General features: G+C 60.0%; 15 protein-coding genes and 3 pseudogenes. 4 read left to right on the top strand and 14 right to left on the bottom strand.

What is annotated here, in order from left to right; translation table 11 throughout:
• Nucleotides 1-62 precede the first annotated feature (62 nt).
• The 7 genes from FHS31_RS15170 to FHS31_RS15140 all read right to left on the bottom strand — a co-directional run bounded on the left by FHS31_RS15170 (nt 63) and on the right by FHS31_RS15140 (nt 14,167).
• On the bottom strand, nt 63-959 hold the full coding sequence (locus tag FHS31_RS15170; RefSeq protein WP_167075072.1) for a phytanoyl-CoA dioxygenase family protein: 897 nt from the start codon (nt 957-959) through the stop codon (nt 63-65).
• Nucleotides 960-1,038: 79 nt separating this feature from the next.
• The gene (locus FHS31_RS15165) at nt 1,039-2,160 is read right to left on the bottom strand and encodes a glycosyltransferase family 61 protein (protein WP_167075070.1); all 1,122 of its coding nucleotides are present in this window, start codon (nt 2,158-2,160) and stop codon (nt 1,039-1,041) included.
• 66 nt (nt 2,161-2,226) lie between these two features.
• The gene (locus FHS31_RS15160; protein ID WP_167075068.1) at nt 2,227-3,399 is read right to left on the bottom strand and encodes a KpsE/RkpR family capsule polysaccharide export protein; all 1,173 of its coding nucleotides are present in this window, start codon (nt 3,397-3,399) and stop codon (nt 2,227-2,229) included.
• A 46-nt stretch (nt 3,400-3,445) separates the two neighbouring features.
• Nucleotides 3,446-4,261, bottom strand: a complete 816-nt coding sequence (locus tag FHS31_RS15155; RefSeq protein WP_167075066.1) for an ABC transporter permease — start codon at nt 4,259-4,261, stop codon at nt 3,446-3,448.
• Nucleotides 4,258-5,472 carry a glycosyltransferase family 4 protein gene (locus tag FHS31_RS15150; RefSeq protein ID WP_167075064.1) on the bottom strand — a complete coding sequence of 405 codons (1,215 nt, stop codon included), beginning with the start codon at nt 5,470-5,472 and terminating at the stop codon, nt 4,258-4,260. Before FHS31_RS15150 ends, FHS31_RS15155 begins: the two co-directional genes overlap by 4 nt.
• Nucleotides 5,473-5,509: 37 nt before the next feature.
• Nucleotides 5,510-6,859 (bottom strand): aminotransferase class I/II-fold pyridoxal phosphate-dependent enzyme, encoded by a 1,350-nt coding sequence (locus tag FHS31_RS15145; RefSeq protein WP_167075062.1) that lies wholly within the window; start codon nt 6,857-6,859, stop codon nt 5,510-5,512.
• A 33-nt stretch (nt 6,860-6,892) separates the two neighbouring features.
• A complete protein-coding gene (locus FHS31_RS15140) occupies nt 6,893-14,167 on the bottom strand; it encodes an SDR family NAD(P)-dependent oxidoreductase (RefSeq protein ID WP_167075060.1) in 7,275 nt (2,424 codons plus the stop codon).
• 231 nt (nt 14,168-14,398) lie between these two features.
• Between FHS31_RS15140 and FHS31_RS16815 the strand changes: the two are divergent.
• A pseudogene (locus FHS31_RS16815) lies at nt 14,399-15,210 on the top strand (IS5 family transposase).
• Between the two features lie 26 nt (nt 15,211-15,236).
• Here FHS31_RS16815 and FHS31_RS16530 read toward each other — a convergent pair.
• Nucleotides 15,237-15,990, bottom strand: a pseudogene (locus tag FHS31_RS16530) (IS5 family transposase).
• A 77-nt stretch (nt 15,991-16,067) separates the two neighbouring features.
• Nucleotides 16,068-17,039, bottom strand: a complete 972-nt coding sequence (locus FHS31_RS15125; RefSeq protein ID WP_167075058.1) for a methyltransferase domain-containing protein — start codon at nt 17,037-17,039, stop codon at nt 16,068-16,070.
• Between the two features lie 372 nt (nt 17,040-17,411).
• Between FHS31_RS15125 and FHS31_RS15120 the strand changes: the two are divergent.
• Together FHS31_RS15120 and FHS31_RS15115 are read left to right on the top strand one after the other, a co-directional pair.
• Nucleotides 17,412-18,176, top strand: a pseudogene (locus tag FHS31_RS15120) (IS3 family transposase).
• Between the two features lie 540 nt (nt 18,177-18,716).
• Nucleotides 18,717-20,240 carry a sulfotransferase family protein gene (locus FHS31_RS15115; RefSeq protein ID WP_167075056.1) on the top strand — a complete coding sequence of 508 codons (1,524 nt, stop codon included), beginning with the start codon at nt 18,717-18,719 and terminating at the stop codon, nt 20,238-20,240.
• Between the two features lie 100 nt (nt 20,241-20,340).
• On the opposite strand, the gene FHS31_RS16285 is transcribed toward FHS31_RS15115, so the two are convergent.
• The 5 genes from FHS31_RS16285 to FHS31_RS15085 form a co-directional block, all read right to left on the bottom strand.
• A complete protein-coding gene (locus FHS31_RS16285; protein WP_208408759.1) occupies nt 20,341-21,588 on the bottom strand; it encodes an ERF family protein in 1,248 nt (415 codons plus the stop codon).
• On the bottom strand, nt 21,585-21,905 hold the full coding sequence (locus tag FHS31_RS15100; RefSeq protein ID WP_167075054.1) for a DUF3489 domain-containing protein: 321 nt from the start codon (nt 21,903-21,905) through the stop codon (nt 21,585-21,587). The genes FHS31_RS16285 and FHS31_RS15100 overlap by 4 nt, the downstream gene beginning before the upstream one ends.
• Nucleotides 21,906-21,919: 14 nt before the next feature.
• Nucleotides 21,920-22,069 carry a hypothetical protein gene (locus FHS31_RS15095; protein ID WP_167075052.1) on the bottom strand — a complete coding sequence of 50 codons (150 nt, stop codon included), beginning with the start codon at nt 22,067-22,069 and terminating at the stop codon, nt 21,920-21,922.
• 397 nt (nt 22,070-22,466) lie between these two features.
• Nucleotides 22,467-23,543: a capsular polysaccharide export protein, LipB/KpsS family gene (locus FHS31_RS15090; protein ID WP_167075050.1), complete on the bottom strand. Its 1,077-nt coding sequence runs from the start codon at nt 23,541-23,543 to the stop codon at nt 22,467-22,469.
• Nucleotides 23,540-24,574, bottom strand: a complete 1,035-nt coding sequence (locus FHS31_RS15085; RefSeq protein ID WP_167075048.1) for a phytanoyl-CoA dioxygenase family protein — start codon at nt 24,572-24,574, stop codon at nt 23,540-23,542. The genes FHS31_RS15090 and FHS31_RS15085 overlap by 4 nt, the downstream gene beginning before the upstream one ends.
• A gap of 200 nt (nt 24,575-24,774) precedes the next feature.
• Between FHS31_RS15085 and FHS31_RS15080 the strand changes: the two genes are divergently transcribed.
• Nucleotides 24,775-25,917 carry an efflux RND transporter periplasmic adaptor subunit gene (locus tag FHS31_RS15080; protein WP_167075151.1) on the top strand — a complete coding sequence of 381 codons (1,143 nt, stop codon included), beginning with the start codon at nt 24,775-24,777 and terminating at the stop codon, nt 25,915-25,917.
• Nucleotide 25,918 lies beyond the last annotated feature (1 nt).

Here is a 25,918-nt window from a genome sequence, read left to right as displayed (position 1 = left end):
GATAGCCCTGGTGCGGTCGGTCCGAAACATGAAATCGCCGTCCGACGTCCCTTCAAGAATCGTCAGAAGTCGTAGTACATTGATGAAATATATCCGTCATGTACCGCCACCTTCTTCCTTCGCTCAGCCGGAATGTGGTTAAAATAGTGCGGTGTCGCTACAGAAGGCGTATAATGAACTACGAGACTCCGGCGCGTCGCGGACATATCCAGGATTTCGCTGCCGCCATGCGCGAGATCTGCGTGCCAGATTAGCACATCACCCTTTTTGGGAAGAAACGAAGCTAATGCGACGTCTTTAGCCTTAGCTGTTTCGTGCAACCATCGCAGATGGTCATTGTGGACATCCTCGCCATCCGTCGCAGGATTCCAATGCTTTTTGTTTCCAGGATAAAGGAACTCCCCGAGACGATGGCTTCCCGGATAGTAAATCAATTCTCCCGTTCCTGGCTTAATATCTTCCAGCGCAATCCACGCTGCGGCAATTCTTCGGGGCCTATCGACGACCACATATGCGGTATCCTGATGAATCGCTTGCGTCGATCCTACTTCGAAATGCAGGCTTTGAAAGGCAAGCGGGGTGCCCTCGAAAAGGATGCGTAGCACCTCAACGATGTCAGGGGCCAATGCCAGATCTAGGGCCGAGGGAATCTTAACATGTGTGTCGAGCACCTTGAGCAATGGTTTGCGTAGATCCTGCCCTGCAATCGGGAACACATCCCGACCGTAGGATACCATTATGCTATGCTCGGATTGCGCGGCGCGATCGAAGTCACCTAAATAGGCTTCGATCGCAGCCTCGCTGACAGCGTTCTCAAGAACGAGGAAGCCGTCTCGATAAAAATCGGTCAAATGCCGTGCGAGCTTTTCGCATCCCGGAAGCTTGCCGAGCTCTTCGATACGCGCCTCAGCCGCTGGGAGGTCGATCCAAAGGGTATCGTCCAGTAAACTTGTCATCATTCACCCGTCGAAAACACACCTCGAAACGGTGGTTCACCACAGCCGCAAATGCCGGGCAAACTTTTTGACGCCATTGCGGCTATCCGCGGGAGTCGCTGCGAAGTAGCGACATGCAATGAAGGGCGCCACCCAATGCACCGTCCGAAATCTCAAAGGATTGGTCGATCGCACCGATATCGGTCGGGCCGAGAACATAGCCTATAGATTGATCGCAGATATCAGCGATAGAGGATTGGATAAATCCGGGGTGGATCGAGCTTCCCCGCATGGCGCAGATCGAGGTTCCGGGCCCCGCAAACAACGCATTGTGCAGACCGGACCCATATTCGCCCACGACAGAGTCGGCGCCCTGAAACAGCTGTATTTGTTCGACGATCGACAGGCTTTCGGGGGCAACGATCTTATATCCAGCGTGCTGAGCCAATTCTTCGATGCGTGACCGATTGATCAGCGTACGTGAAGGATCGGCGTTTTGGCGGGAGATGAATACCCGTGGACAGTCCTCGACCGGACTTGCCTGATTCAATGCACTCTCCGCGCTTTCGAGGAAAAACTGGCGGACCTGCCGCATGAGCGGGTCCAGTCGGCTGCCACGCCGCAGATTGGTAGGCAGAATGAGCTCCGCCACCTCCAGTATTTCGCGCTTATCATCATAAGGGATGAGCTGAGCCTCATTGATCCCAAACAACTCCAAAAGTCGGACAGCAAAATCAGGCCGATCGAAAGGTACGATGAAATTCATTTGCTTCAGGTCGAAACCCGCAGCCCTTAAAACCCAAAGTCGAGGTAGGATATCGATCAACCAGTGACCGTAAACCGTATAGCCTGGTCCAGAGAGCATGACCGCGCGGGTTTCGATGCGCCGCACTGGCAGGCTCAGCGCTCCGCCAAGATGGCGATGAACAACATCGCGGACATGGTAATCTGGATGGTTGAACTGCCAGCTGAAAAGCACGGTTTCGCCGTGAATGATGATGCCATCAGCCGTCATCCGGCCGTCCTTAAGCGTATACAGGCGGATCGGCCCGGTATGCGTTTCTGCGTAAAGGGAATAGCTGATCTCGAGCGGTAAGGTGCCAATGACAAAGGCCGGCGGACGCTGGATTGTCTCGCGCTCAGGTCCCAGATCCAAGCTCGATGCTGTTCCCGACAGCAACTGCGGCAGGTAGTCGTCAAAACTGGCCAGCGATAACGAAGTCATTCAGTTTTCCGGTGAACGGTGTTGCGGCGGAGAGGAGCGTTCCCTTCCAAGGGCAAGCGGGATGAATCAGGCAGCGTGTTCCCGCACACCGGCAATCAGCAGCCAGATGATAGCATAGAGCAGCAAAAGCGCCACCAACGCCGTACCCAACCAACGCAGGCGCTTTGGATATGTGGATTTCACCGGTTCATTGGCCGCGACCACGCGCACCAGATAAAGCTGCTGTCGGCGGGCTTGCTCGCGGGCGTCCTGAAGGCTGGCGGCCGCCGACTCGTAGCGCTTTGCGGCGAACTGCTGACGCAATTTGAGATCCTCATAGCCGCTAACATCGCTTGCGATGGTCTGGCCACTGCCGGCCAGCTTGTTGTTTTGAAGAGCAACCTGAGTGGAAAGGGCCGCGACATGAGCTGCCGTGGCCCGGTATTGCGGGCTTGCGGGGTTGATGAGCCCGCCCATGGCCGTCAATTGCGCGCGTGCAGCAGCAAGTTGCTGTGACAGACTTGCGACCATCGTGATCTGAGCCTGACCAGAGGCAGTTGGATCGATGTCAGCCTTAGCGGCGCGAAAGTTGCTAATGCGTTCCTGAGAAACCGCTAAAGCGACTTCCGCCTCAGCGAGCTGCCGCTGCGCTGTCAGAACCGAGTCATTATAACTGCGCTGGTTAAGCATATTGACGTGCTGCTCCCCAAGCGTCAGCAGTTTTTGAATGAGTTCGTACGAGTCCTGGGGTGAAAAGCTTCGGACCTTGAGCTCTGTAATACCAGTATCGGTATCGAACTGCACCGACACATATTTACGATAAAAGCTAAGAAGCTTTTCCGGCGTAGGATTGTCTGACGACAATCTATCGAACAGGTCGATATCCGAGCGGCGGAAACGCTCGACGAGTTGATCTTCCGAGCGCAGTGTTTTTACCACGTCGTGCGACGTGAGAAAATCAGCGACGCTCATGGTCTCCGATTGCGCGGATGAAGAGCCGGTGGCCATACTGAGAATTTGGCCTAACCCGCCGCTCGCAGGAGCGGATTTCGTCTCAACCGTGCGTACCAAGAAATGCGCTTCAGACTCATACTGGTCGGAAGCAATAGCGTAGAGATAGAATGCGGCGACCAACAGCGGCGCCACGACTACGATAAGAAACAAGCGGTAGCGGACCAGCCGGTCTTTGATCTTCGCCCAACGCGACTCGTCTGGTTTCGTCGAATCGCCTATCGTCGTGAAAGCGCCGTGCATGTTCATCGCGTCGTTGCTCCGAAGGATAGCTGGGGTTGTTCAGGAGTCCCGATCACGACAAATGTATCCTATTTCGAAGAAGCTTCACGGCCGTAAGTCCAACCCATGTGCCGACAAGACAGACCGCGGTTAGATAGCCGATATTCACATACTTGAGGTTGGCAGAGTGAAACTGGCCATATCGAGCCATTTCCAGAATATGAGTGAGCGGGAACCATCCAAGCCAACTTCGATATGGTTCGGATATCCACGACATCTGAAAAAAAGCTCCCGAGAGCGGAATCATAAAATACGTATAAGGGTGAACTAGGCGTCCAACTGTTCGATTCTCGTGAGAGATGGCAGCAATGATCAGGGAGTGGATCAGCGAAACCCAAAACATGAACAAGAGGGCGAGCATGTAATATATCGGGCGAGCCGGGAAATTGGCCAATCCTATGCCGATCAAGAACGTCATTAATAGAAGATAAGCGATCAGACATCCCGCTGCTTCGATCAAGGCGCGAGACATCACGATATCGAAGATCGAAACCATTCGATGGTACAGCAGCGGCGCATTTGCTTCGACCGCGCCTTCGCTGCGGTTCACGATGCCGCGAAACTGAATAAAGGTCGTGTAGCCGACGATGGTGAACGGCAATGGGTGAATGTCGCTGCCATATTCGGTGTGCCCGGTCATATGGAGTGATCCGATAACGCTGGCCAACAGCATCGGCTCGGCGACCAGCCAGAGGTATCCGATATTCTCGCGACCGTATCGGGTATGCAATTCGCGCAAGATCAGCGCGCCAATCACACGACACTGGACGACGAAGCCCGTCCATAGATTGTTTCTGGAGGGCACCTGGGTCGGAGTGAACGCCGTCATGGATGGAGCCTATGGATCAAATTAAGAAGAATGGCGATATGTTCGTCCCATGCTGGGGGCGACCACGATAGCCGCGCCTGCGCCTGGATAGCCGCGAGACTGGACCTTTCCGAGCACAGATCGTCGATTGCTTGTAACCACGCCGCCCCATCGAGCGGATCCAGATATTGCGGAATGCTGCTGCCCGCCTCGTGCAAGGCGGGCAGGTCGCTGCACACGACCGGCACGTTCAACGCCATCGCCTCGCTGACGGGCATGCCGTAGCCTTCCGCAAAAGAAGGCATAAGCAAAGCCCTTGCGCCCGCCAGTAACGATTGGAGCTCTTGGTCGCCCGCTCGACCATATTCTTCGACACACCCCTTCAGGATCACGCAACGTTCCAGCATATCGACCACTTGTTCATTTTCCCAACCACGCCTTCCGACAATGATCAGCTTGGGAATATTTTCAGGCCCCCGCATTTCCGACATCTTGCGCCACAGGTGGAGAAGCAAGAGGTGATTCTTGCGAGGTTCGATGGTGCCGATGCAGATGAAATAGGGCCTGCCATTCCGATCTGCAGCAGCCGAAAGACTTGGAACATGCGTGCCTAAATTGGCGACGACCGCAGTTGGGCTGCGATTAAGCCGGTCGAACCATGGCTGCAGAGCGCCAAGGGTCGCGTGAGAGTTGCAAACCAGGCCTTCAGCATGCCGCACGATCGTACGTACGCGAATTTCATGATCTTCCGCTCCGCCTTCCCGGGCATACTCGGGAAATTGCAATGGTATAAGATCATGTACGAGACAAACGAAACGCGCATCCTCTTGGCGGAGTATGCGTGCGACGAGGTTTGGGCGGGTAAGGTTATTTGGCGACGCCTGAACGTAAATCGGTCTAGATCGTGAGTTGTCGCGCGCGATTTTACGAGGGAACAATGCCACCAGATTCTTCGCCGCAAATTTCCGCGCTTCTGTTTTCGATCTGACGTCTCGATTGTGCCACCGTTCCTCCGTCGCATCAAGAAAGCGCCGAACAGCATTTCCTTCCAAGCGGCCGTAGAGACCGGTCGGGTGGACAGCAGCGAAACTCAGCCGTTCGGCGCTCTGGTTCAACAGCCCACGCGCATAGGCCATTTCGCAACGGTCTACGCCAGTGGGTGTCGCATGGAGAACGCGTGAAAGCAGCCGCGAGAGATCCAAGACGATTTCAGACTCGTTGGTGCTGGCCATAATTCGAGGCGAGCTTCCGAAAAAGCGCGGACCTTTCCTAGTTTGCCGCCAGCCGGCTCGCCAGCGAAGCAAGATCTATAGCCGTCTCTCTGCTAAATGCGATGCAGGAAGCGACTACCGCTGCAACGCGATCTGTCTGCTGTCTGTCGTGGAGATTCGAGAGGAAAAACCTTAGCCGCGCTCCATTTTCCGGCACTGCCGGGTAGATGATGGGCTGTACGTTCACGCCTTCGCCAAACAAGACATCGGCTACTCGTGCGGCCACGATCGAACTGCCTGTCATCACTGGCACGATCGCGCTACCAATCGAGGCGCCTGTATCAAGGCCATGGCCCTTTAGTGCAGCGAGAAATGCCTGGCTGTTGACCTGAAGCTTCGCCACCCGCTCCGGCTCCGCTAGCAGGATGGAGAGGCTTTCCAGTGCGGCGGCTGCAATCGGCGGCGGCAGACCGACCGAATAGACGAAACCCGGCGCTGAACACTTTAGATAGTCGATCAGTGCCGCCGGGCCGGCGATATAGCCGCCACATCCAGAGAGCGTCTTGCTCAGTGTTCCCATCCAAACATCGACCTCGCGCGGGTCGACCCTCCAATGTTCGGCGATGCCGAGACCACGCGGGCCGAGAACGCCCAGAGAGTGCGCTTCGTCGACCATCAGATGCGCGCGATGGCGATTAGCAATTTCGATCAGGCGCGGCAGATCCGGAACATCGCCGTCCATGCTGTAATGCCCTTCGACGACGATCAGCGCCCGCTCCGCTGTGGAGCGTATTTGTGCGAGCATGCGATCGAGTTCTGCCAGATCATTGTGTGGAAAAACGACGCGGCGGGCGCCGCTCATCAAGGCACCTTGGACGATGCTATTATGGCTCAAAGCATCGTGAACCACGAGATCGTTGCGGTCGACGAGGTGGCCGATTACCGTGACATTGGTCGCATGGCCTGAGACCATCGTGACACAGTCTTCTGCTTCATAGACATCAGCCAGAGCACGTTCGAGTTCGCGGTGGATCAGTCGTTCACCAGAGACGATACGGCTGGCCGAGACCGAGGTGCCGTAACGGTCGATCGCGTCCTTGGCGGCCTGATTGACTCGCGGATCGCCGTTGAGGCCCAGGTAATTGTAGGAAACGAAATTGTCGTAAGTGCGCCCATCAATGACCGTAGTGGCGCCAGCGATGCCTTCGTGTGCACGAAAATAGGGGTTGTCGATCTGGAGCGCCTCGCCCGCGCGGCGAACCATCGCAAGATCGTCGATCACTTCGCTGCGACCGAGCGCAGCCTTGGGCTCAGGAACTCTGGCTTCCAAGGCACCGGGCGCACGCGCGGCCATGCGGGCCAGCAGCTTGGCCTTGGCTTCGCAGGAAAGTCCGAAAGAGTCGCTCATTCCCTACCGCGATGCATTTTTGTCGAGGCGTAATTAAGGCGAAGCCGCGGCGGCTGCCGCGAAAGCGCGCTGATCTGGAGCATTCTGAGAATCGCCCGCGCCGTCGAGGGAGGATGACTTGGACAGAGTGACGCCTTCATGTTTAGCCAAACGTTCGATCATCTGATCGGTCGCACTGAATGGCGCGTCTTCCTCGCTGCCCAGGCTGCGAAGGATGCGCCCGGCCATTGCCGAAAGGGTCGCACCTTCGGACAGTGCAAGCACGGGCACAGTCACGCCGAAGCGCTGCTCGACCGCGAGACGAAGCTCCACCGCCATCAGACTGTCCATGCCGAGTTCGGTCAGCGGGCGCTGCACATCGATCCGATCGGGGGCGAGCTTCATGATCCGCGCAACCTCGTCGATTAACATGGCGGTCGTCCGTTGGCGCGCTTCGTCGGGCGTGCAATGGGCGAGCAGTTCCCGTAGATCGACTTCGGTAGCCTCTCCGCCGGCGGCGAACTTCATGTCGGCGAAGAGCGGGCTGGCGAGCAGCGGCAGGCTGCGCGCGATCGTCGCCCAGCGGACCGTGGCATAGCCCGCAACAGGCAGGCCGGAGGCGAGCAGCGTTGGAAGTGCGTCGAGCGCCTGCTTGGCGGTGAGATGCGCGCTGCCGAGCTGGCGGCTTAGCAGATCGCGCACGCCTGTCTCGCGTGCCAGATAGCCGGCATCACTGATTGGGCCCCATTGCACGGCGAGCGCGGGAAGGCCCTCCGTATGGCGCCGTACCGCCAACGCCTCGATCGCGGCATTGGCAGCGACATAATTGCCCTGGCCGGGGTTGCCGATCGGCGTGGTGACCGAGGAGAAGAGCAGGAAAAGGTCGATCGGATCGGCCCTAGTAAGTCGATCGAGCGCTTCGGCACCCTGCAGCTTAGGGGCGAGGGCGCTTGCGAAACGATCGGCGTCGAGTTGGGCAAGCAGCGCATCGTCCATTGCCACGGCGGCATGGACCACGCCCCGGATAGCGCCTTGAGCGGCGCGGATCGCGTCCAGCGCGTCGGCAAGCGCGGTTTCGTCGGCGACGTCGACGGCATAGGCGCGGGCTTCGGCACCGAGCGCCTTGAGCTCCTCGATCGCCTCCGCTGCACCGGGCGTTGACTGGCCCCGGCGACCGAGCAGCGCAAGCTGGCCTCCGCCACGGCCGGCGAGCCAGCGCGCCGCCTCGAGGCCGAAGCCATTGAGTCCACCGATCACGATATAGGCGCCGTCCGACGCCAGCTTGAGATCGGGCGCCGCGCTTTGGTTGGCCGGCAGCGCCTTGCCGGGCGCCAGCACGATCTTGCCGATATGGCCCGAGACCTGCATCAGGCGGAAGGCATCTCCGACATCGGCATAATCGAACTGGCGATAGGGCAGGGGCCGCAACACGCCCGCCCCCATCAGCCCGCTGATCTCCGCGAACAGTTCGGCGGCGAGCGCGGGACGCTTCAGCGGCAGCTGATCGGCGTCGATCCCGAAATAAGTGACGTTGTGGCGGAAAGGACGAAGGCCGATCGGCGTATTTTCGTAGAAATCACGCTTACCAAGCTCCAAGAAACGCCCGAAAGGCTTCACCAGCGCCAGGCTGCGCTGCATGGCTTCGCCGGCAAGGCTGTTGAGCACGATGTCAACGCCTTCGCCTTCGGTAAGCTGCATCACCTCGTCGGCAAATGCGAGACTGCGGCTGTCGAGCACGGCATCGACGCCCAGGCTTTCGAGCAAGGCGCGCTTGGCGGGCGAGCCGGCGGTGGCGAAGACGCGCGCGCCGCGGTGATTGGCATATTGGATCGCCGCGAGGCCGACGCCGCCCGCGCCGCCGTGGATCAAGATGGTCTCGTCACGCGACAGACGACCGAGATGGCCGACGGCATAAGCGACGGTCAGGAAGGCCACCGGCACCGTGGCGGCCGCAGCGAATTCCATGCCGCGGGGTATCCGCATTACCGCGTGCGCGGCGGTGACGGTATGGGTGGAGAGTGAGGCTGGCGCGAACGCCATGACGCGATCGCCGGGCGTGAAGCCCGCCACATCCTTGCCCACCGCCGTCACGACGCCCGCGCATTCGAGGCCGAGGGTCGCGCCCGCAAAGCCGTCCAGAAGAGCCTCGTCCGGCAAGAGCCCCATCGCCCACATCACGTCGCGGAAGTTAAGGCCGGAAGCCTCCACCCGGATCGCAAGCTCCCCAGCACCCGGCTCGCGCGGCGTCGCCTCGCCCCATTCCAGGGAGTCGAGCAGCCCCGGGCGGCTGATCGCGAGCCGCAGCGTCTCTCTGCTCCGGCGCTGCCTTCGAGGTAGGCCGCGGCGGACGCGCGCAACGGCACGGCACGAAGCAGAAAGCGCAATCTCCTGCTCTGCATCCGAGCGGAGCAGCTCGGCGGCGAGCCGCTCGGGAGAGATCTTCCCTGCAATTTCTATTAGTCGGCAGTGCAGATTCGGCGCCTCGTTCGCCATCGCCCGGCGTACACCCATGATGGCAGCGGCTTCGACGCCGGCGCTGACGACGAGCGTGACATCGGCGAACATATCGTCTTCCAGCCGTTCGGGCAGGCGGGCTACTAGTGCGAGCTGTTCGGGCAGCGATAGCCCCAGGCTATCCAGCGCGATCAGAACGGGGGTTTCTGGATCGAGCGGCGATGCATCGAATTCCTGCCGCGTAGAATGGAGGATGGCGATCCCTGTCGCCTCCAGCGCGGCGGCGATATCGGGGGAGTTGCCTACGAGTTGGATCCGCGTGATCGTGGCTGCTGCGGCAATCGGCGTACCCTTGGCCGTGGCCGCGACGATTTCCATCGGCAGCAGCCCGATGTGCTGTGCGTGTCGGAGCGGATGAGAGAACGCCGAGAGCAGCGGGTCAGTTGGAGCGCCGCCGACGTCGGGTTTCACAAGGAACGAGAAACGGCTCGGGCACGCCTCGGCCAGCAACAGCATCGCGCCTTGGGCGAGGCTTTGAGGAAGGGCTTCGGCCACGGCGGGCGGCGCTTCGGGCAGCAGGCCGATCACCAGATCGAATAGCCCGGCCTCCGCCAGATCCCGCGCTACGATCGCGCTAGTGCCCGGCTCATTTGCCAGCATGGCTTCCAAGACCGGTTGATCATCGGCATTAGTGAGGGCGGCGATCGAGAAAGCGCGGCCGTCGAGCGCCCGCAACAGGCGGCGCGTGAATGCACCGCGCGCCGCATCGAGTTCCAGAATACGGAGCGGACGCTCTTGCGGCCATGCGTCCAGCAGCCGATCGAGCGCGGCGAGCAATGCATCGGATGCGGCGCGGGCGCTCGGCGCATCGTATCGCAGTTGATCGAGTAGCGCCGCGGCGCGCGTGCCGCGCGCCTCAGGCCCCTGGCGCAACAGCGCGGGAAGCTCGGCAGCCGCCTGCGCCAGCAAAGTGACCTCGGCGATGGCGGCGGGCTGCTCCGCCAGGATGGTCTGGAGAATGGCACTTGCAGACGGCAGATCCTCGTCGCTGAGACGATTTCCCTCCGCCATGCCGTCGGCCTGCAGCCAGCCGAGCAGCGTTTCGACCAACGGGCGGGCCGCCGCTTTCGTGTTTCGCGGTTCGACTGTGCGGTCGTCCGTGGTGGTGCGTAGTGCTTCCAGGGCAGCGATCGCCGCAAATCCATCGGCGAGCAGTGCGGCTTCACTGGGTTTTGCGTCCAAATCTTTCGGGCCGAGCAAATCCTCCGACGAAATCACGATAACTGCATCGGTGGCCGACGCGGTCAGCGCTTTTGCCGGGTAGAAGAAGAGATCGTCCGGGGAGGTGCCGCCCGCAAGTGTAACCCGGACGAACCAGCAATCGCTGAGTTCGGCAATCGGTGTGTCGGAAACGTCGAGCAGCAGCACATCGGCGCGCACCGAGCGCGGGCCAATCCGCGTAAGCCGCAATCTAGCCAGCGCCGGCGTACCTCCCTCTGGATTCAACAGGCGAATGCGGCCAAAACGCCACGGCATCACGCCGCTTCCCGATCCGAGCCGCTCGGCCGCGAGGCTCAGTAGGCCCTGCAGCGCGCCGTCGAGCAGATCGGGGGGAAGCAGGAAACCGCTGGAAATGAGGCCGGGGCTCTGGAGATGCGCCGTGGCCTGATCGTCGCCAAACAGATCGATATCAGTGACGCCGCGGAAGGCGGGGCCGTAATCGAGGCCCATCGCGCTGGCGAGATCATATAGCGTTTTGCTGGCGAAGCGACCGATCGGCGCCTGCGGCACGTCGAACGGACGCGCGGGCATGGTGCTTTCGCCAGCGGCGATCCGGCCTTTGACGTGAACGGTCCAGCCATCGTCGCTGAGGCGCGGGCGCGACCGGATTTCGAAATCGCCCTGCGGCGACCCGATCCTCAGCATGGTTTCACGGATTACTCCCGGCTCCAGCACCAGAGCCCGACCAATCTCGACATCGAACATCTCAAGCGCGGAGGCGCCCGGAAATTTGACGCGGGTGGCGGCGAGGCCCATATCGATTAGCGCCGCGGCCGGGACGACCGCCGTGCCGCCTACGACATGATCCGCGAGCCAAGGCTGAAGCGCAAGCCCGATATGCTGTAGCCACTCGTCGCTGCCCTCATGGCTGCGGAGGCCGAGCAGCGGATGATCATAAGGCCTGATGAAATAGTCCGAAGCTTCGGTAGTGCGCGGCAGCCAGAAAACCTCGCGCTGCCAGGGATAGCGAGGCAGACCGAGCGGGCTCGTCGGCCCGGCAAAATCGGCCGATCCGCGAATATCGCCGCCTGCCGCATGCCAGCGCGCGGCGATCAACTTGATCGGATCGGAAGGGGCCGGACGGCGCTGAAGCGTCGGTACCACGCGGCCATCGGCATCGGCACCGCGCAGCGCCTCGGCCAGATAGGAGCGCACTACGGGATGCGGGCCGACCTCGATGAAAATGCGGACGCCGTTGGCGACGAGTTTTTCCGCCGCTTCGGCGAAGAGGACGGGCTCGCGGATATTGCGCCACCAATACTGTGCATCTAGCTTGGCGCCGTTGAGTGCATCGCCCGTAACGGTCGAGACGAAGCCTTTGCCGTCTTGCGGCTCAAGTCCTTCAAGATCCTGTGCCAGCTGACTGGCGATCGGATCCATCAGCGGGCTATGAAAGGCATAATCGAGATCGAGCCGGGTGAAGCGCCAGCCGTGCTCCTTGGCCTCGGTCTCCAGCAGATCCACCGCTTCCGCAGAGCCCGCGACCGTGACGCCCTGCGCGCTATTATGGGCGGCTACCGCGAGCAACGCGTTATTGAGCGGAGGTTGCGTAAGCACTGCCGCCGCTTGCTTAGCCCCCAGACCCAGCACCGCCATGCGGCCGGAGCCATGCTGGGTCTGTTGATTGCGGCTGCGCGCTGCGATCACGCGAGTGGCGCTCTGCAGATCGAGTGCGCCGGAAGCCCAGGCCGCAGCGACCTCGCCAACGCTATGCCCCATGCAATAGTCGGCGGCGACGCCCTGCGCGCGTAAGGCCATCACCATCGCGACCTGAGTGGCGAAGAGCAGGGGCTGTGCGACGGCCGTATTGCGGAGCTGTTCGGCGTCGGGTTCTAGCAAGGCTTGCGTGACGGACCAGCCGAGTTCGGGCGTCAGCACCGCCTCAACTTCGGCCAGCGCCTCGGCGAAACTGGGGCTCAGCGTCAGGGCATCCTGCGCCATGCCGGCCCACTGGCCGCCGTTACCGGAAAAGATGAAGGCGGTCTTGCCCGTGACCGCCGTATCGGTGATGGCCAGCGCATCCCTGCCCTCAACCACGAAGGTGCCGAGTGTGTTGCTCAGAGCGGCAGCGTCGCTGGCCGGAATAGTTAGGCGGCGTTCGAACTGCTGACGGCGCAGCGCGGCCGACCGGATACGACCGGCCAGATCATCCTGTTCGTGCTCTACGATCGCCTGCCATTGGGCAGCTAGCGTCCTTAACGCAGCGTCGGACCGCGCCGAAAGCAGGAGGGGCGGCAGTTTACCCGTATACTCCCTATCCGCCGGATAAAGCGGAGATGGAGGCGATTCCAGCACGGCATGCGCGTTGGTGCCGCCGAAGCCGAAGCTGTTGAGTCCGATCAGCGGCCCGCTGCCGGGCGCCACCGCCCGCATAGTGCGGACTACTTCCAGATTGAGTGCGTTGAAGGGAATGTCAGGGTTGTGATTCTGTAGATGAAGCGAAGCGGGTATAACGCCGCCCTGTGCCACCAAGAGCGCCTTCATCAGGCCGGCCATGCCGCTGGCGGCCTCCAGATGCCCGACGTTGGTCTTGACCGATCCGATCAGCAGTTTGGCCTCACGCCTCTGCCCTAAGGCCGCGCCCAGTGCACCCGTTTCGATCGGATCACCGGCGGGGGTGCCCGTGCCGTGCGCCTCCAGATAGCAGAGATCGGCGGGATCCAATCCGAACCGATCGTAGACCTCTTCAAGCAGCGCAATCTGCGCTTCCTTATTCGGGAGCGAAAGACCGGTCGTGTGACCGTCTGAATTCACGCCCGTACCGCGGATCACCGCACGGATCGAATCCCCGTCCGTGAGCGCCTGGCCAAGGGGCTTGAGGACAATGAAGCCGCCACCCTCGGCTCGAACGTAGCCATCCGCCCGCGCATCGAAGGCATGACATCGCCCGCGCGGGCTGAGCATCGAGGCAGCCGAGAAGCCGACGAAGCTCTGTGGCGACAGCAACAGGCTGATGCCGCCCACCATCGCCATCGGCATCTGCCCCGCGCGAATCCCTTCACACGCCTGATGCAGCGCGACGACCGAGGAAGAGCAGGCGGTATCAACCGTGAAACTCGGCCCGCGGAAATCGAAGATGTAGGAAACACGGTTGGCAAGGCTGCACAGCGTAGCGCCGATCATCGAATAAGCGTCAATCACTGACGGATCGCCGACGTGGAGATTGAGATAATCCCAAGACGATCCGCCGACGAAAACGCCAACCTTCTCGCCCGCCAGACTGGCGGCATCCAAACCCGCATCTTCAAGCGCTTCATACGCCAGTTCGAGCGCCAAACGCTGCTGCGGGTCGGTCTGTACCGCTTCGCGCGGACTCATTCCGAAAAAACCCGCGTCGAAGCTCTTCACGTCATCAATGATACCCGCGGCGAAAGTGTAGGACTTGCCCTTTTGCCCCCGCTCTGGATGATAAAGCTGCGCCTTGTTCCAGCGCGCATCGGGGATTTCGGTAACGGCATCGACGCCATCGAGCAGCAACCGCCAAAAGCTTTCAAGATCGGGAGCGCCAGGCAGGCGGCAGGCGGCGCCAATAATGGCGATCGGCTCATATTCACCACCAGCAGAACCACGAAACTTATGGTGCGATTGATTCACCCGATACTCCACCCCTTACTCCCGCTTAGGCGATAGTCGTTGAGAGCTATCGGAACCTCGTAAATAGGGCAAGGCGGGAGAATGCGATCGCCCGGACTTCTTCGCTAGATTCGTTTCGAAGGAGACCGGTAGGCGACGACGATCGCGGAACAAGAATAAGATTTATGTTGTAGCTGATGAGCACCGTAGTCTAGGCGGCGTGGACAAATTGGTTGACGCGAGATTCGGTGGTTGATTCAAGGCTTCCTTTTGGAGGCGGGTTTGAGCCGGGGCGATCTGAGCGAAGCTGAATGGCGTGTTTTGAGGGGGTTGCTGCCGATTGATGCAGCGAACCGTGGGCCTGGGCGACCGCCCGAAGAGAATCGTTCGATCATCAACGGTATCCTCTGGCGGCTGCGCTGCGGCACGCCGTGGCGCGACGTGCCGCCCAAATACGGCAACTGGAACACGGTCTACCGGCGGTTTCGGCGCTGGAGCGAAACCGGGGTCTGGGAGGCCGTATCGGTCACGCTGGCCGAGATGATGGCGGACAGCGACCATTACAGTATCGATAGCACCACCGTTCGCGCCCACGTCTCGGCAGCGGGCGGAAAAGGGGGGCTCATCGACGCGCTCTTGGCCGCTCGCGGGGCGGGTTCACCAGTAAACTTCACTGTCTGGCTGATGCCAGAGGACGACCGCTCGCCTTCCACCTGACAGTCGGCGAAGCGGCCGATTGCAAGGCCTATGACACGCTGATCGCCCTGCCGGAGAAGGCGCCAAAGGCGCTCCTGGCGGACAAGGGATATGACGCCGACGCCATCCGAGCCGACCTTGACCGCCGCAACATCCTGGCCGTCATTCCGGGCCGTTCAAACCGCCGGATCAAGATCGAACACGACCGGGCGCTCTATAAGGAACGCAATCATATCGAACGCTTCTTCGGCCGCCTTAAAATCAACCGCGCCATCGCAACCCGCTACGACCAGCTCGCCGAAAGCTTCCTCAGCATGATCCATATCGCCGCCGCCAGATACTGGCTCAAATTTGTCCACGCCGCCTAGGGGTATTTAGGGGTACGACTAATTGGTCATAGCCAGAAGATGGCAGGGGCGGCGAGGGCGACTGGCGCCGCGCTGCCACCCGCTACGATCGGGCCCAACCGTCTTCTTCTCCGCCATCCTTTAATCGGCCGAACATGATCTCGATGCGGTTGCGCCGCCTGTATCGGCGTTCGTCATATCTGATAGTCTCCAGGCGAGATTTCCGCCCGGGAATGCAGGATTTGATATCCTTCTCCTGAAGCGCATCCCTGAACCAGTCAGCATCATATCTGCGATCGGCGAGCATCCATTGCGCTTTGGGTAGATTCTCCAGCAGCGCTGCGGAGCCGATATAGTCGCTGACCTGGCCTGCGGTCATTAGGAAGCTGAGCGGGTGGCCGTTTGCATCGGTGACGGCGTGAAGCTTGGTGTCGTGCCGCCGTTCATCCGGCCATCAGCCGTCCAAGACCGCCTCTTTTACCCGAAGGCTTTATGCCGTGCGGTGCGCCGTCAGGCACGTTGCTCGATCATGACCATCTTGCGCTCGGCATCAACAGCGGACAACTCTTCCAGCATCTGCTCGAAAACGCCCATCTCGCCGCCCCCGGCTTCCACCGGCTGTAAAGCGTCTTGTGCGGCACATTCTTTGACGCATCGCGCCAGCGCAGCCCATTGCGATTGACGAAAAACGATGCCGCTCAACACCCGTCGATCGGCGACCCGATGCTTGCCATGTCTCTTGGGAAAGTACGGTTTAAGCCGCGCCATTCGCTCGTCCGTCAGCAAATATAGGTCGCTCACGTCTAGTCTCATCAAGGAGCCTGAGTCAGATCGCGCCTCTCATTTCAATGGGTCCTGACCCTACGCCTGTTGAAACATCAAGTGCCTCTCAGACGGTTAGCTGCCTTCGCCAAACGAAGTATTTCTTTCCATAATATGCTACCGAGGCCCCTCGATTTTTCAAGGCGCAGTTCTTCTCTAAGCTTAACAAGTGTTTCCTCACATTCCTCCCTACGCGCCCGTTCGGTTTGCAGCTCGACTCCGGCAATATTGGCACGATGGTGCTGCGCTTCAGCTTCTCTCTGAGAGTTACCTAGTTCAGCCTCGGCAATATTGGCACGGTGGTGCTGTGCCTCGGCCTCCTTACGAGCTCTACCCAGTTCAGCCTCGGCAATATTAGTCTTGTGATGCCACTCAATCGATGTGGCGTGCCAATGATCCGACATTCGCATGTCTTCCGGCAGTACTTCCAAGGAAAGCACATCATGCCTTGCGTTGGTATATAGGTTACGATAATTCACAAATTTGTGAATTCGCTCGACAGGCGGCTCCGCGCCGCCGTCTCTCTGAAAAACGGCCACGAAGTCATTCCACTGATCGGCGATCCGCTCGGTGGTGAATGATTCTACAAGGCACACCGGATATGCTGTGCCAGCAGACAATTGTTCTAGCGCCAACCCCGCATCTGGATAGAATCGCCAGCAGTCATAAGGAAAGCGATGCAGCGCCCCCCCGGCTGGCACGTTCAGATAAACAAAGCCGCCCGGTGAGGTAACACGGCACATCTCTTCGAAAGTATACCAGAACTTAGGATCATGCTCGAAAACTGAGCTCGCTAGGATCGCATCGCAATACCCAGTTTCCATTGGCAGCGGCTCGCCAGGACGAACAACGATGTCCACGCCGTGTCCCTCTGCTATATCGAGACCAATATAGACTATGTCGGGTGGTGCCACTGACCGGAAGCCACCGTTAACATCATAAGATCCAATTTCTACAACTTTGCCGCCGCGCGAGGCAGCATAAAGCTGAAGAAAAAGCTGTCCCGTTTTGAACGCGCTGTCGTGCATCTTAACCCCAGGATATGCTCGCGCCGACCTCCGCAAGAGCAGTCAGCCGATACATCGTTCCACGACTGCGCAGAGATTAGAGAAACGTCAAGATGCAGGGATGCTCGACGACGTCGACCAAAGGGAGGCTTCATGAGGTCATCTACTGCGTCGATAGAAACCTTCCCCAGTGCGGCTTGCCCCCCGTTGACGTGCGCCCCTGGAATGTGACCGATTTTTGAGTAGAGTCCGACACAAGGAGTCGGACGGAATGAAGCGCAGCAGGTTCAGCGAAGAGCAGATCATCGCGATTTGACGTCCTCCCTGTTTTTTTCATCCGTGGTGAGTGAGAGTTTTCCGGCCCTTTGAAGCCTGCGGGCAAGGAGCTGGGACGTGAAGAAGACGCGCTACACGGAAGAGCAGATTGCGTTCGCGCTGAAGCAGGCGGAGACGGGCACGCCGGTCGCCGAGGTCATCCGCCGGATGGGCGTTTCGGAGCAGACCTTCTATCGTTGGAAGAAGGTGTACGGTGGGCTTGGCGTGGGTGAGTTGCGCCGGGTGAAGCAGCTCGAGGACGAGAACCGCAAGCTCAAGCAGCTGGTCGCGGAACCGCGAGCGCCAGCCGGCAACGTCAGCGCCCAACGAGATGTGGTCGATGGACTTTGTCTCGGACGCGCTGTTCGATGGTCGCCGTCTGCGGGCGCTGACGGTGGTCGACGCCTTGACGCGCGAGGCTCTGGCAATCGACGTCGACCAGGGCATCAAGGGTGGGCAGGTGGTTGCCGCGATGGCGCGGATCACGGCGGTCCGCGGTGCGCCGAAGACCATCCGAGTGGACAACGGGCCGGAACTTATCTCGAAAGCGCTCGACCGGTGGGCTATGAGAACGGCGTCACGCTCGACTTCTCGCGGCCGGGCAAGCCGACTGACAACGCCTTCGTGGAGTCGTTCAATGGCCGCCTGCGCGACGAGTGCCTGAACAGCCACTGGTTCCTCTCGCTGGCAGATGCACGGGTCAAGATCGAGGCCTGGCGACGGGACTATAACGAGAGCCGACCTCACACGGCTCTTGGCTGGCTGACGCCAGCCGAATATGCTGTATCCGCCGGGATTAATCCCGGCGGATACAGGCCGAAAGCTCGCATCGCGCCCGGATGAGAAACCGGGGGACCGTCAACGCCTCTGGCCTGACGGTCTTTCGGCGCTGTTCGCACCTAACCAAAACAGGGAACGCGTAGGGCTTGCCTCAACGACTTTCGGAATCTTCTATTAAGTATCGACGGTATAGCCGAAGATAACTTGTGCCAGAAGAGTATCAACCCTTAGCGCTCCACGAGGAAAAAGCTTCTCGGGCGCGGTCGAAACCACCTATTCTCAGACGCGACGGCCTGAGCGGCAATTGCATTACGTGTCGGCGCTGTTATTCCCTTTCGCGGACGGGAGGGCAATCCACTCCTGCATTGATAGGTCGGTATGCAGTCAACTAATATAATCGGTTATCATCACATCACACGCACTGGAGGCGCGGCGCTGCTACGTCGCATGGGCGAGGTAGGACCGGCGGCTCACTGGAACCTTGCGTGTATAGACGTAAATAGTCAAAATGTTGTCGGGGAAGTTGATAGTATAATTTCGCATTCTAATTTGTTGTTCCACTCCCATTCTGCACTTGGCCTCCATACTCTTGTCGATGAGCCGGTGGCGTATTTCACGATTTTGCGAGAGCCCGTGGCGCACATCATTTCCGAGTTCTACTGGACGCGCGGATTAAACGCACATCAAATTAAAGAGGAGGAACTTCTTGAATCCCTCAGGGATTATGTAGAGGTTTTTGATCATCTAAATCATCAGACTTATGAGCTGGCAACGCTGGCTATGAACCGGTCTAATATGAACGCGCACGCCGACCCGGAGCAGTTAGTCGGTAGTCCTGAGGCACTGCTTCCTCAAGCATTGCGCAATCTCGAAAAGCTTTTTTTGTTTGTAGGCCAAACAGAAAATGTCGAGGAAACACATCATTTCTTAGAAGAGCGCTTCGGCTTTATTGATCTCAATAACGCTGCCCATGGCTTTACTAATGCTTCGGTAGCACCCCTTCGACACGGCGTCGATCGTAGAAGTGGTATTCCGAGAGATATAATTGAGCTTATCGAAAAGAAAACAGAGATCGATCGAATACTTTATGAAGCCAAGGGTTTTGTTAATAGGAAAGATCGGTCGAGTATAAGATCGGAGGATAAGTCACTAATAGAGCAGTATGTTTGCAAGATTAACGTGCCATGGAATTATTTTCTTCAAGGCTTGATTGCCGTTGGAGCAAAGTTTTCCGCTGGCGAGCAAACCAATGTCTATGGCGGAACTAGCTGGAGGATATCATTTAATCTTCCAGTTGACGTACCGCCGGGTATGACACTCATCTGCAAAATCAACCTTACTCCTTATCTGCACGATGCCGGAGTAAGTAATGGTGTCCTAGTTAAAGTTAAAGTAGGAGACTCTGGAAAATCATTTTCATATCAAATTGGACGAGGCTTTAGGGAATCAACAATCGCATTACCTATCCGTTCCGAAGATCGTCGTAGCGGGATTATACCTTTTGATATTGAGATTCAGTCCGTTAGTGAAATCATTGAAGAGCAGGGTCGCTCTTTTAATCCCAATCCAATTCCCTTTATGATTCAAAGTATACTCCTTACCGAGATGCCTTCTCTTGACATTGAATCTAGAGTGGAATTTGGGCTAGGCGGAACGGGTGTTAATGCTTTGGCATCTGGATTTGGGGAACCTCAGGCTGAGGGTCTATCGTGGTCTATTTCAAGAACTTCCAGGCTGATGTTCCAGATAAGTCAGCGTTCTCTTATTGCTCTCCGAGCCGACGCATATGCTGGTGGTAATTCGAATATTGGGGTTGAAATGCTCATTGATCCTCTTCGGGTACCAGAGAGCGGTGTCCTGGGTCAGAGGGTAACCATAAGCGTCCCAAATCACCAGTCGAGATCAACGCTCTTGCCAGAGTCAAAACTTGTTACGATTGTAGTGCCGGTTGAAGCTCTGCCAAACTACCCAGGGATTATCTGTTTAGACTTCGTATTTCCGGATGCCATTCCTCTGAGTGAGGTTATTGAACATCCGGATCGGGTAAATCCCCATTCGTGCATGTTTTATAATCTTCGGCTCGTTAGACTCCTAGACTTGGGACAGCGGTCATCAGTTGATATCTAGCTGCGTATAAAGCCGCAGAGTTGAATTCACACTTTTACAAGCCTTGAACGGCGGCAGCGCCGCCGATCGATCCGCTTGGGCAGAGTAGGTGAGGCAGCCATTAGGCTGCCTCCCCACACTGGAGAAGCATTCCGGATATTTCGTTGATCCGACCAAGAGTGCCCTCGATCTCGGCCAAAAAGACCGCGACCTTGGCAGTCAGCTCGGCGATGCGTGGTTCGTCACGATGGACACGGACCACGAAGAGGCGGGCGCCCTCGGGCAGCTTGGGATCGTAGGACACAAAGTCACACCAGGCTCGACCGGTGCAGGCAAGCTGCCACTGGATCTGTGCCACATATTTGCCGGGCAGCGACTGACCCAGCAACGTCGCGATATGTGTGGCGGTGTTGGGACATTTGATCTCGACCAGCCCGTCATCACCAACAAGGCCATCGGGTGAGGCGCCGGAGAAGGGCAGGGAAGGGTGATCGACGAAGCCAACCTCCCTCAGCCTCGACACCGCGATAGGAGCGATAGGCATCCCGAGCCTCGGCCTTGGTTTCGTTGCCCCATCGCATGGCGGGCGATTGAAAGCTCTCCTCAACAATGCCCGTGAGCCGTCGGCGACAAGCTGGCGGCATAATTGACTCGGGATGCGCCCCAGCCGGTCTTGGTGCGGGCGGTGATGTCGGCGACGCGAGATGCCGTCGCCTTGCCGCAGCGCTGGGCAAACCATTCGGGCGAGCGCTGTTCGATCTGCTTTGCCATCACGTGGCGCTCCGGACCTGAAGAGCGGAGCGAGCACGGCGAACCGGGCGGCGGGAAGCGCATCGAGCGATGCTACTTTAGTATAGCGGCAGAGCCGCTCCAGCTCGGCGGGCGATTCCACCAAAGCTTCGAGCTCTTGCACCTGCTGCTCGGTAATCAGGCCGTGGATCTGATTGAAGAGCTGCGCGTCATCATCATCCTCGGCGACTAATTCAAAGGCAGCGCAAAGCGCGTAACGCTTGAAGTAGCTGATAAGCGACCCCGCCTCGTGGGGATTGCTGGGCAGATCAGGCATCGCCACCGGGCAGAGCCTGATCTCGCCGCTGGTGTGGATGATCTCCGTCACCATAGCGTGACCACCATCGCCATGCTGGGTGTACTGAAGAAACCAGAGCCCGTGCGCCGGCAGCACGGGTCGCAGCACCTGCTCAATGATCGAATTCAGGGAGGCATAGGCAAAGTCGTAATTTTCGCGACCGCTGCGGACGCTGACGCTGCGGTTCTTGGTGGGTGCCCTCAGCTCAAGTTGGGCTGCGATCAGGGATGTTGCGAGGCGCGCACCCTTTGGTGCTGCGGAGAAAGTAGGGGCGCGGCTCATCGGGCGGCCTCCTCAGCGATCCAGTAGCGCGAACCGTTGCCGCCATCATCGGGCGCCCGGTCGATGCAGAAGCCCGTCTTGCGCAGCGTCGTCAGCGCGGCGCGCGCGCTGTGCGGTTGCCATCCGGTCGCAATGCTGATCTCGGCAAGGCTGATGCCCTCCGGCGAGCGTAGCCGCTTGATGACATGGCCGATCTTGCTGGCCGCCGGGCCCACGTCCCCGATCTCGGTTTCGATTGTATCGAGAGCAGCGCGCCCCAGATCGGTGATAACTAGCCCGACCGCCTGACCACTCTTCTCCTCCAGCCGAGGCTGCAATCAATAACGTCGATCTACTGGGCGAGCTTCTTCTTTGAGCTGCGTGGCAGCGACATCGCTGTTGCGAAGCTGCTGGGCGAGATCGGTGACGATCGCGGGATCGCGTCATCGAGGCCCACCGCCCCAGGGGCAAGCAGCGCAAGCTGCTTGGGCTGAAAGCTCATCAAGGGCGGCTCGCATTGTGGGTGCGACGAAACTGTCGCTGCTAACATCCTGAGGCTCACCGACCCCACCGCTGAGGCTGAACCCCGAAGGCCTCGCCGTGGCCCAATGAGCAGCGATTCGCTCCGGTGCTAGCTGAAGTTCAGCGGCTTATCGCAATCGCCGATTCTGATCGTCGCGAGCACGATCGAATTGTCTGCTGCTGCCACAAAGCAATCTGGCTGCGCTGCCGTCAAACGCCAGTAGCAGGGGCTTAATACCTCTTCGTAGATTGCTCGGCCGCCTATGTCGGAAGCCGGGTGGCACGCACACCGGGCTGCCCGCTGTGGTAAGCCTTCCTCGCGACCTCCGAACCCTCATGGGCGCAAAAATGGGCTGGGAGGCCCGGAGGCATGGCTCTCAATCTGTCGTCGTGCCGATCAATTTCGCAATGCGGCCCTGCCACTTCCGCACCCGCGTCAGCCAGGTTTCGCGCGGGTATCTTCGTTGGGCGAAGCGCTGAAGTAGCTGTTCGGGGGTGCATAGCTGCTCAACTTCCGGATCGAGATACCGCGGATAAAGAATCAGTGCTGCGGCCACCAGCTCCGGCAACGCCACCCGCCGCGTCCGCCGCGCGACCGGCCCGGCCAGATCGGCGGTGAGCCCCCAGCCCGCATAGAAGGGCCGTCCGTGCGTCGTCACTTCCAATCCGCGTAGCAGCGCTTCGAAGCCCGTGAGCGAGGTCAGCACATGTACCGCATCCACGCGGGCCAGCAGCGACGCCATGCTTTCATTGCGCACCACCTCATCGGCAACCTTCAAAATCTCCGCATCGGGCACGCGGCCGACGCGGTGGCCGGCATCGACGTCCGGATGGGGCTTGAAGATGATGTGCGCGTCCGGTTCGGCGGCGCGGGCGCGGATCAGGAGATCCTGGTTGCCGCGCACGTCGCCGCCGCCCGCCAACACCGATTTGTCATCCTCTACCTGGCCGGTGACCAGCACGGTGCGCTTGGTACGAGGCGGTGCAGGCGCGGTCGGTGCGGCGCTCTCATATTTGCTGATGCCCTGCGCCACGATCGTTTCTCGCAAAGCCTCTGCCCGAGCCAGCAACTCGGGCGGAAAGTCGTAGGTCTGCAGGATCGTCTCAAGATCACTGGGCGAGCGGGGATCGTAATAGATACCGCTCGCATCGAGAATGATCGAGGAGGGCGGGTGCAGCCCGCTGCCGAGACCGACCGATCGGATGAAGCCGTCTTCGATATTGACCAGCGGCACGCCGGCGGCAGCCGCCTTGTCGTGCAGACCGTCCGGTGCCCGCGATGGCCACACCGCGATCGCCCCGCCCGCCTGCGCTGCCGCCGCGACCGCCTTTTCGGGATGATCTTCGAACAGCAGCGGCCGACCCGTGGCGAGCAGGCGTTCGATCGCATCCTTCTTCCACCACGAGATGCCGGTGGCGACAGCGATGGGCGGGATGACGGGGAGCTCGTTCATGGATCCGCTGGCCGTTTGAGCCCGGCTGGCACCCAGGCGCGCCGCAGCAGCTTCGGGAAACGATCGCTGATCCACCAGAAGAAGGGCAGCCGCCGCTCGGCGATCCCGGGGAGGCTCAGCAGATTGAGACCGGTCCAGGGCAGGAAGGGACTGCGCCGCCCGTAGGCGAAGATCTCGACCCGGACCGAAGGCCGCACCGATGGCCCGCGCGCATGGAAGCCATGGGTATCGGCGACGACCAGCGTATTGCCTGGCACCGCAAAGGCACTGGGCGCGGGCAAGCCCAGCGTCGCCAATTCGCTTTCCTCGATCCGCAGCGATCCGCGTGCGGAAAGCCGCTCGAGATCGGGGCCGACGATGCTCTTCTGCTTCTCCCAAGCGATTCGCGCGGGCGTGGCGCGGTGCGATCCGGGAACATAGGTGAAGGGCCCTTGGTCCTCCGCGACATCGGTGAGGAAGAACCACGCCTTCATCGTCGGATGAAAGGTGTCCGCGTGCAGCTTCGTCTGCGGATCGGGATCGGCGTCAAAGCGGTGCGAGAGGATGGTCTGAATATAGAGCAACGGCTGGGATCGATCGCTGGCGATGAAGTGCAGAAGCCCCTGCCATCGCCGATCGTCCAACAAATCGCGCAGGGTGGGTATCGCTTCCAGGGCCGCATTGTCGATCGCATAGCGGCGGGTGATGGTATCGCCCTGCCAAGTCTCGCGCGCTGGCCCTTCATAGGCCATCACTTGATCGCGCAGCCCGGCAAAGACCTGTGCTGGCAGGAAATCGCGTACGCACACGAAGCCGTCCCGCGCGAAGGCTGCGGCATCCTTCGCGCTGACCAGCGTAGTAAGCCGTTTGCGGCGCTCATCGGCCATCCCTTCCGCCAGCCGCACGCGAAAAGCGTGCAGCCCCCAGCGATTGAGGCGCCGCGATCCGATGATGGGATTGTCGCTGAAGGCCTTGGCGCCGGTAAACAGCTGCAGCACCCACAGGGGGCCGAGGAGCAGGCGCAACGGGTTCACGCGCGCGCTATTGGACATTGCGCGACCGATCGCAACGGCGGAGCGTTCCGGCTGTTGCTGCGACGCGGCGCATCTGGGGACGGCAAAATCTTATTTGAGATGTTTCAACGCTGAAAAAACTTGGATTGCGGTGCGATATAAGCTTGGGGATCAAGCACACCCGAAATCGGCCTTCGGAGGAAAATCGGTTGAACGTTGCACGTCCGTTGATCCTGCTGATGGCCTGTATGCTTGCCGCGTGTGCCAAAAAGGAAACCCCCACGCCACCGCCGCCCGAGGCTGGCTATGTCGTGGTCAAGGCGGAATCGGTGCCGCTCATCATCGAACTGCCGGGCAGGACAAACGCCTACGAGACGTCCGACGTCAGGCCGCAGGTGGCCGGCGTGATCAAGGCGCGGTTGTTTAAGGAAGGCGCGATCGTCCACAAGGGGCAGACGCTCTATCAGATCGACCCCAGCCTCTATCGCGCGGCGGTGAACCAGGCGCAGGCCAATGTCCAATCGGCCGAGGCCAGCCGCGATACGGCGGTGATCAAGGCCCAGCGCTACAAGCCGCTGGCCGCGATGCAGGCGGTGGCCGCGCAGGATTATTCGGATGCCGCCGCCGCCGCCAAGCAGGCCGTCGCCGCAGTCGCGCAGAATAAGGCGGCGCTCGATACGGCGCGGATCAATCTCAGGTTTACGACCGTGCCCGCGCCGATCACCGGCCGGATCGGCCGATCCTTGTTCACCACCGGCGCACTCGTCACCAACGCTCAGACCGATCCACTGGCGCAGATCCAGCGCCTCGATCCGATCTACGTCGATATCCAGCAATCGAGCTCGGATCTGCTCGCGCTGCGGCAGGAGCTCAGAAAAGGCGGAGTCGTGCCCTCGGCCGCCACGGTGAAGCTCAAGCTGGAAGACGGCAGCGAGTATGGCCCGACCGGTACGCTGGAATTTGCCGAAGCCGTGGTCGATACCAACACCGGCGCGGTGACGCTGCGCGCGCGCTTCCCCAATCCGCAAGGCCTGCTGCTGCCCGGCATGTTCGTGCGCGCGGTGCTTTCGCAAGCGACCACTGATAACGGCATCCTCGTGCCGCAGCAGGCGGTGACGCGCGATCCGCAGGGCAATGCCAGCGTGATGCTGGTCGGCTCCGATAACAAGCCGGTCAGCCGCACGGTCACGACGTCGCAGACCGTCGGCGCGAACTGGCTGGTCACCAGCGGGCTCAAACCGGGCGACAAGGTGATCACCGAGGGACTGAGCAAGCTCAAGCCCGGCCAGGCGATCAAGCCGGTGCCCGCCGGGTCCAAGCCTGCTCCCGAATCGAAAAACGCGGCCAAGGCGGATAAAAGCGCCGGTCACTCGGGCGGCTGAG

The organism is Sphingomonas vulcanisoli (genome assembly GCF_011761305.1).
Classification (GTDB): domain Bacteria; phylum Pseudomonadota; class Alphaproteobacteria; order Sphingomonadales; family Sphingomonadaceae; genus Sphingomonas_I; species Sphingomonas_I vulcanisoli.
This window is presented reverse-complemented; position numbering and strand designations above follow the sequence as displayed.

Bases quoted from the DNA above. Each gene is read 5' to 3' on its own strand.
- FHS31_RS15090 (WP_167075050.1), bottom strand. From the start codon at position 23,543: ATGAACGAGCTCCCCGTCATCCCGCCCATCGCTGTCGCCACCGGCATC.
- FHS31_RS15145 (WP_167075062.1), bottom strand. From the start codon at position 6,859: ATGAGCGACTCTTTCGGACTTTCCTGCGAAGCCAAGGCCAAGCTGCTG.
- FHS31_RS15150 (WP_167075064.1), bottom strand. From the start codon at position 5,472: ATGGCCAGCACCAACGAGTCTGAAATCGTCTTGGATCTCTCGCGGCTG.
- FHS31_RS15165 (WP_167075070.1), bottom strand. From the start codon at position 2,160: ATGACTTCGTTATCGCTGGCCAGTTTTGACGACTACCTGCCGCAGTTG.
- FHS31_RS16285 (WP_208408759.1), bottom strand. From the start codon at position 21,588: ATGAGCCGCGCCCCTACTTTCTCCGCAGCACCAAAGGGTGCGCGCCTC.
- FHS31_RS15085 (WP_167075048.1), bottom strand. From the start codon at position 24,574: ATGTCCAATAGCGCGCGCGTGAACCCGTTGCGCCTGCTCCTCGGCCCC.
- FHS31_RS15170 (WP_167075072.1), bottom strand. From the start codon at position 959: ATGATGACAAGTTTACTGGACGATACCCTTTGGATCGACCTCCCAGCG.
- FHS31_RS15160 (WP_167075068.1), bottom strand. From the start codon at position 3,399: ATGAACATGCACGGCGCTTTCACGACGATAGGCGATTCGACGAAACCA.
- FHS31_RS15080 (WP_167075151.1), top strand. From the start codon at position 24,775: ATGGCCTGTATGCTTGCCGCGTGTGCCAAAAAGGAAACCCCCACGCCA.
- FHS31_RS15125 (WP_167075058.1), bottom strand. From the start codon at position 17,039: ATGCACGACAGCGCGTTCAAAACGGGACAGCTTTTTCTTCAGCTTTAT.
- FHS31_RS15095 (WP_167075052.1), bottom strand. From the start codon at position 22,069: ATGAGCTTTCAGCCCAAGCAGCTTGCGCTGCTTGCCCCTGGGGCGGTG.
- FHS31_RS15155 (WP_167075066.1), bottom strand. From the start codon at position 4,261: ATGACGGCGTTCACTCCGACCCAGGTGCCCTCCAGAAACAATCTATGG.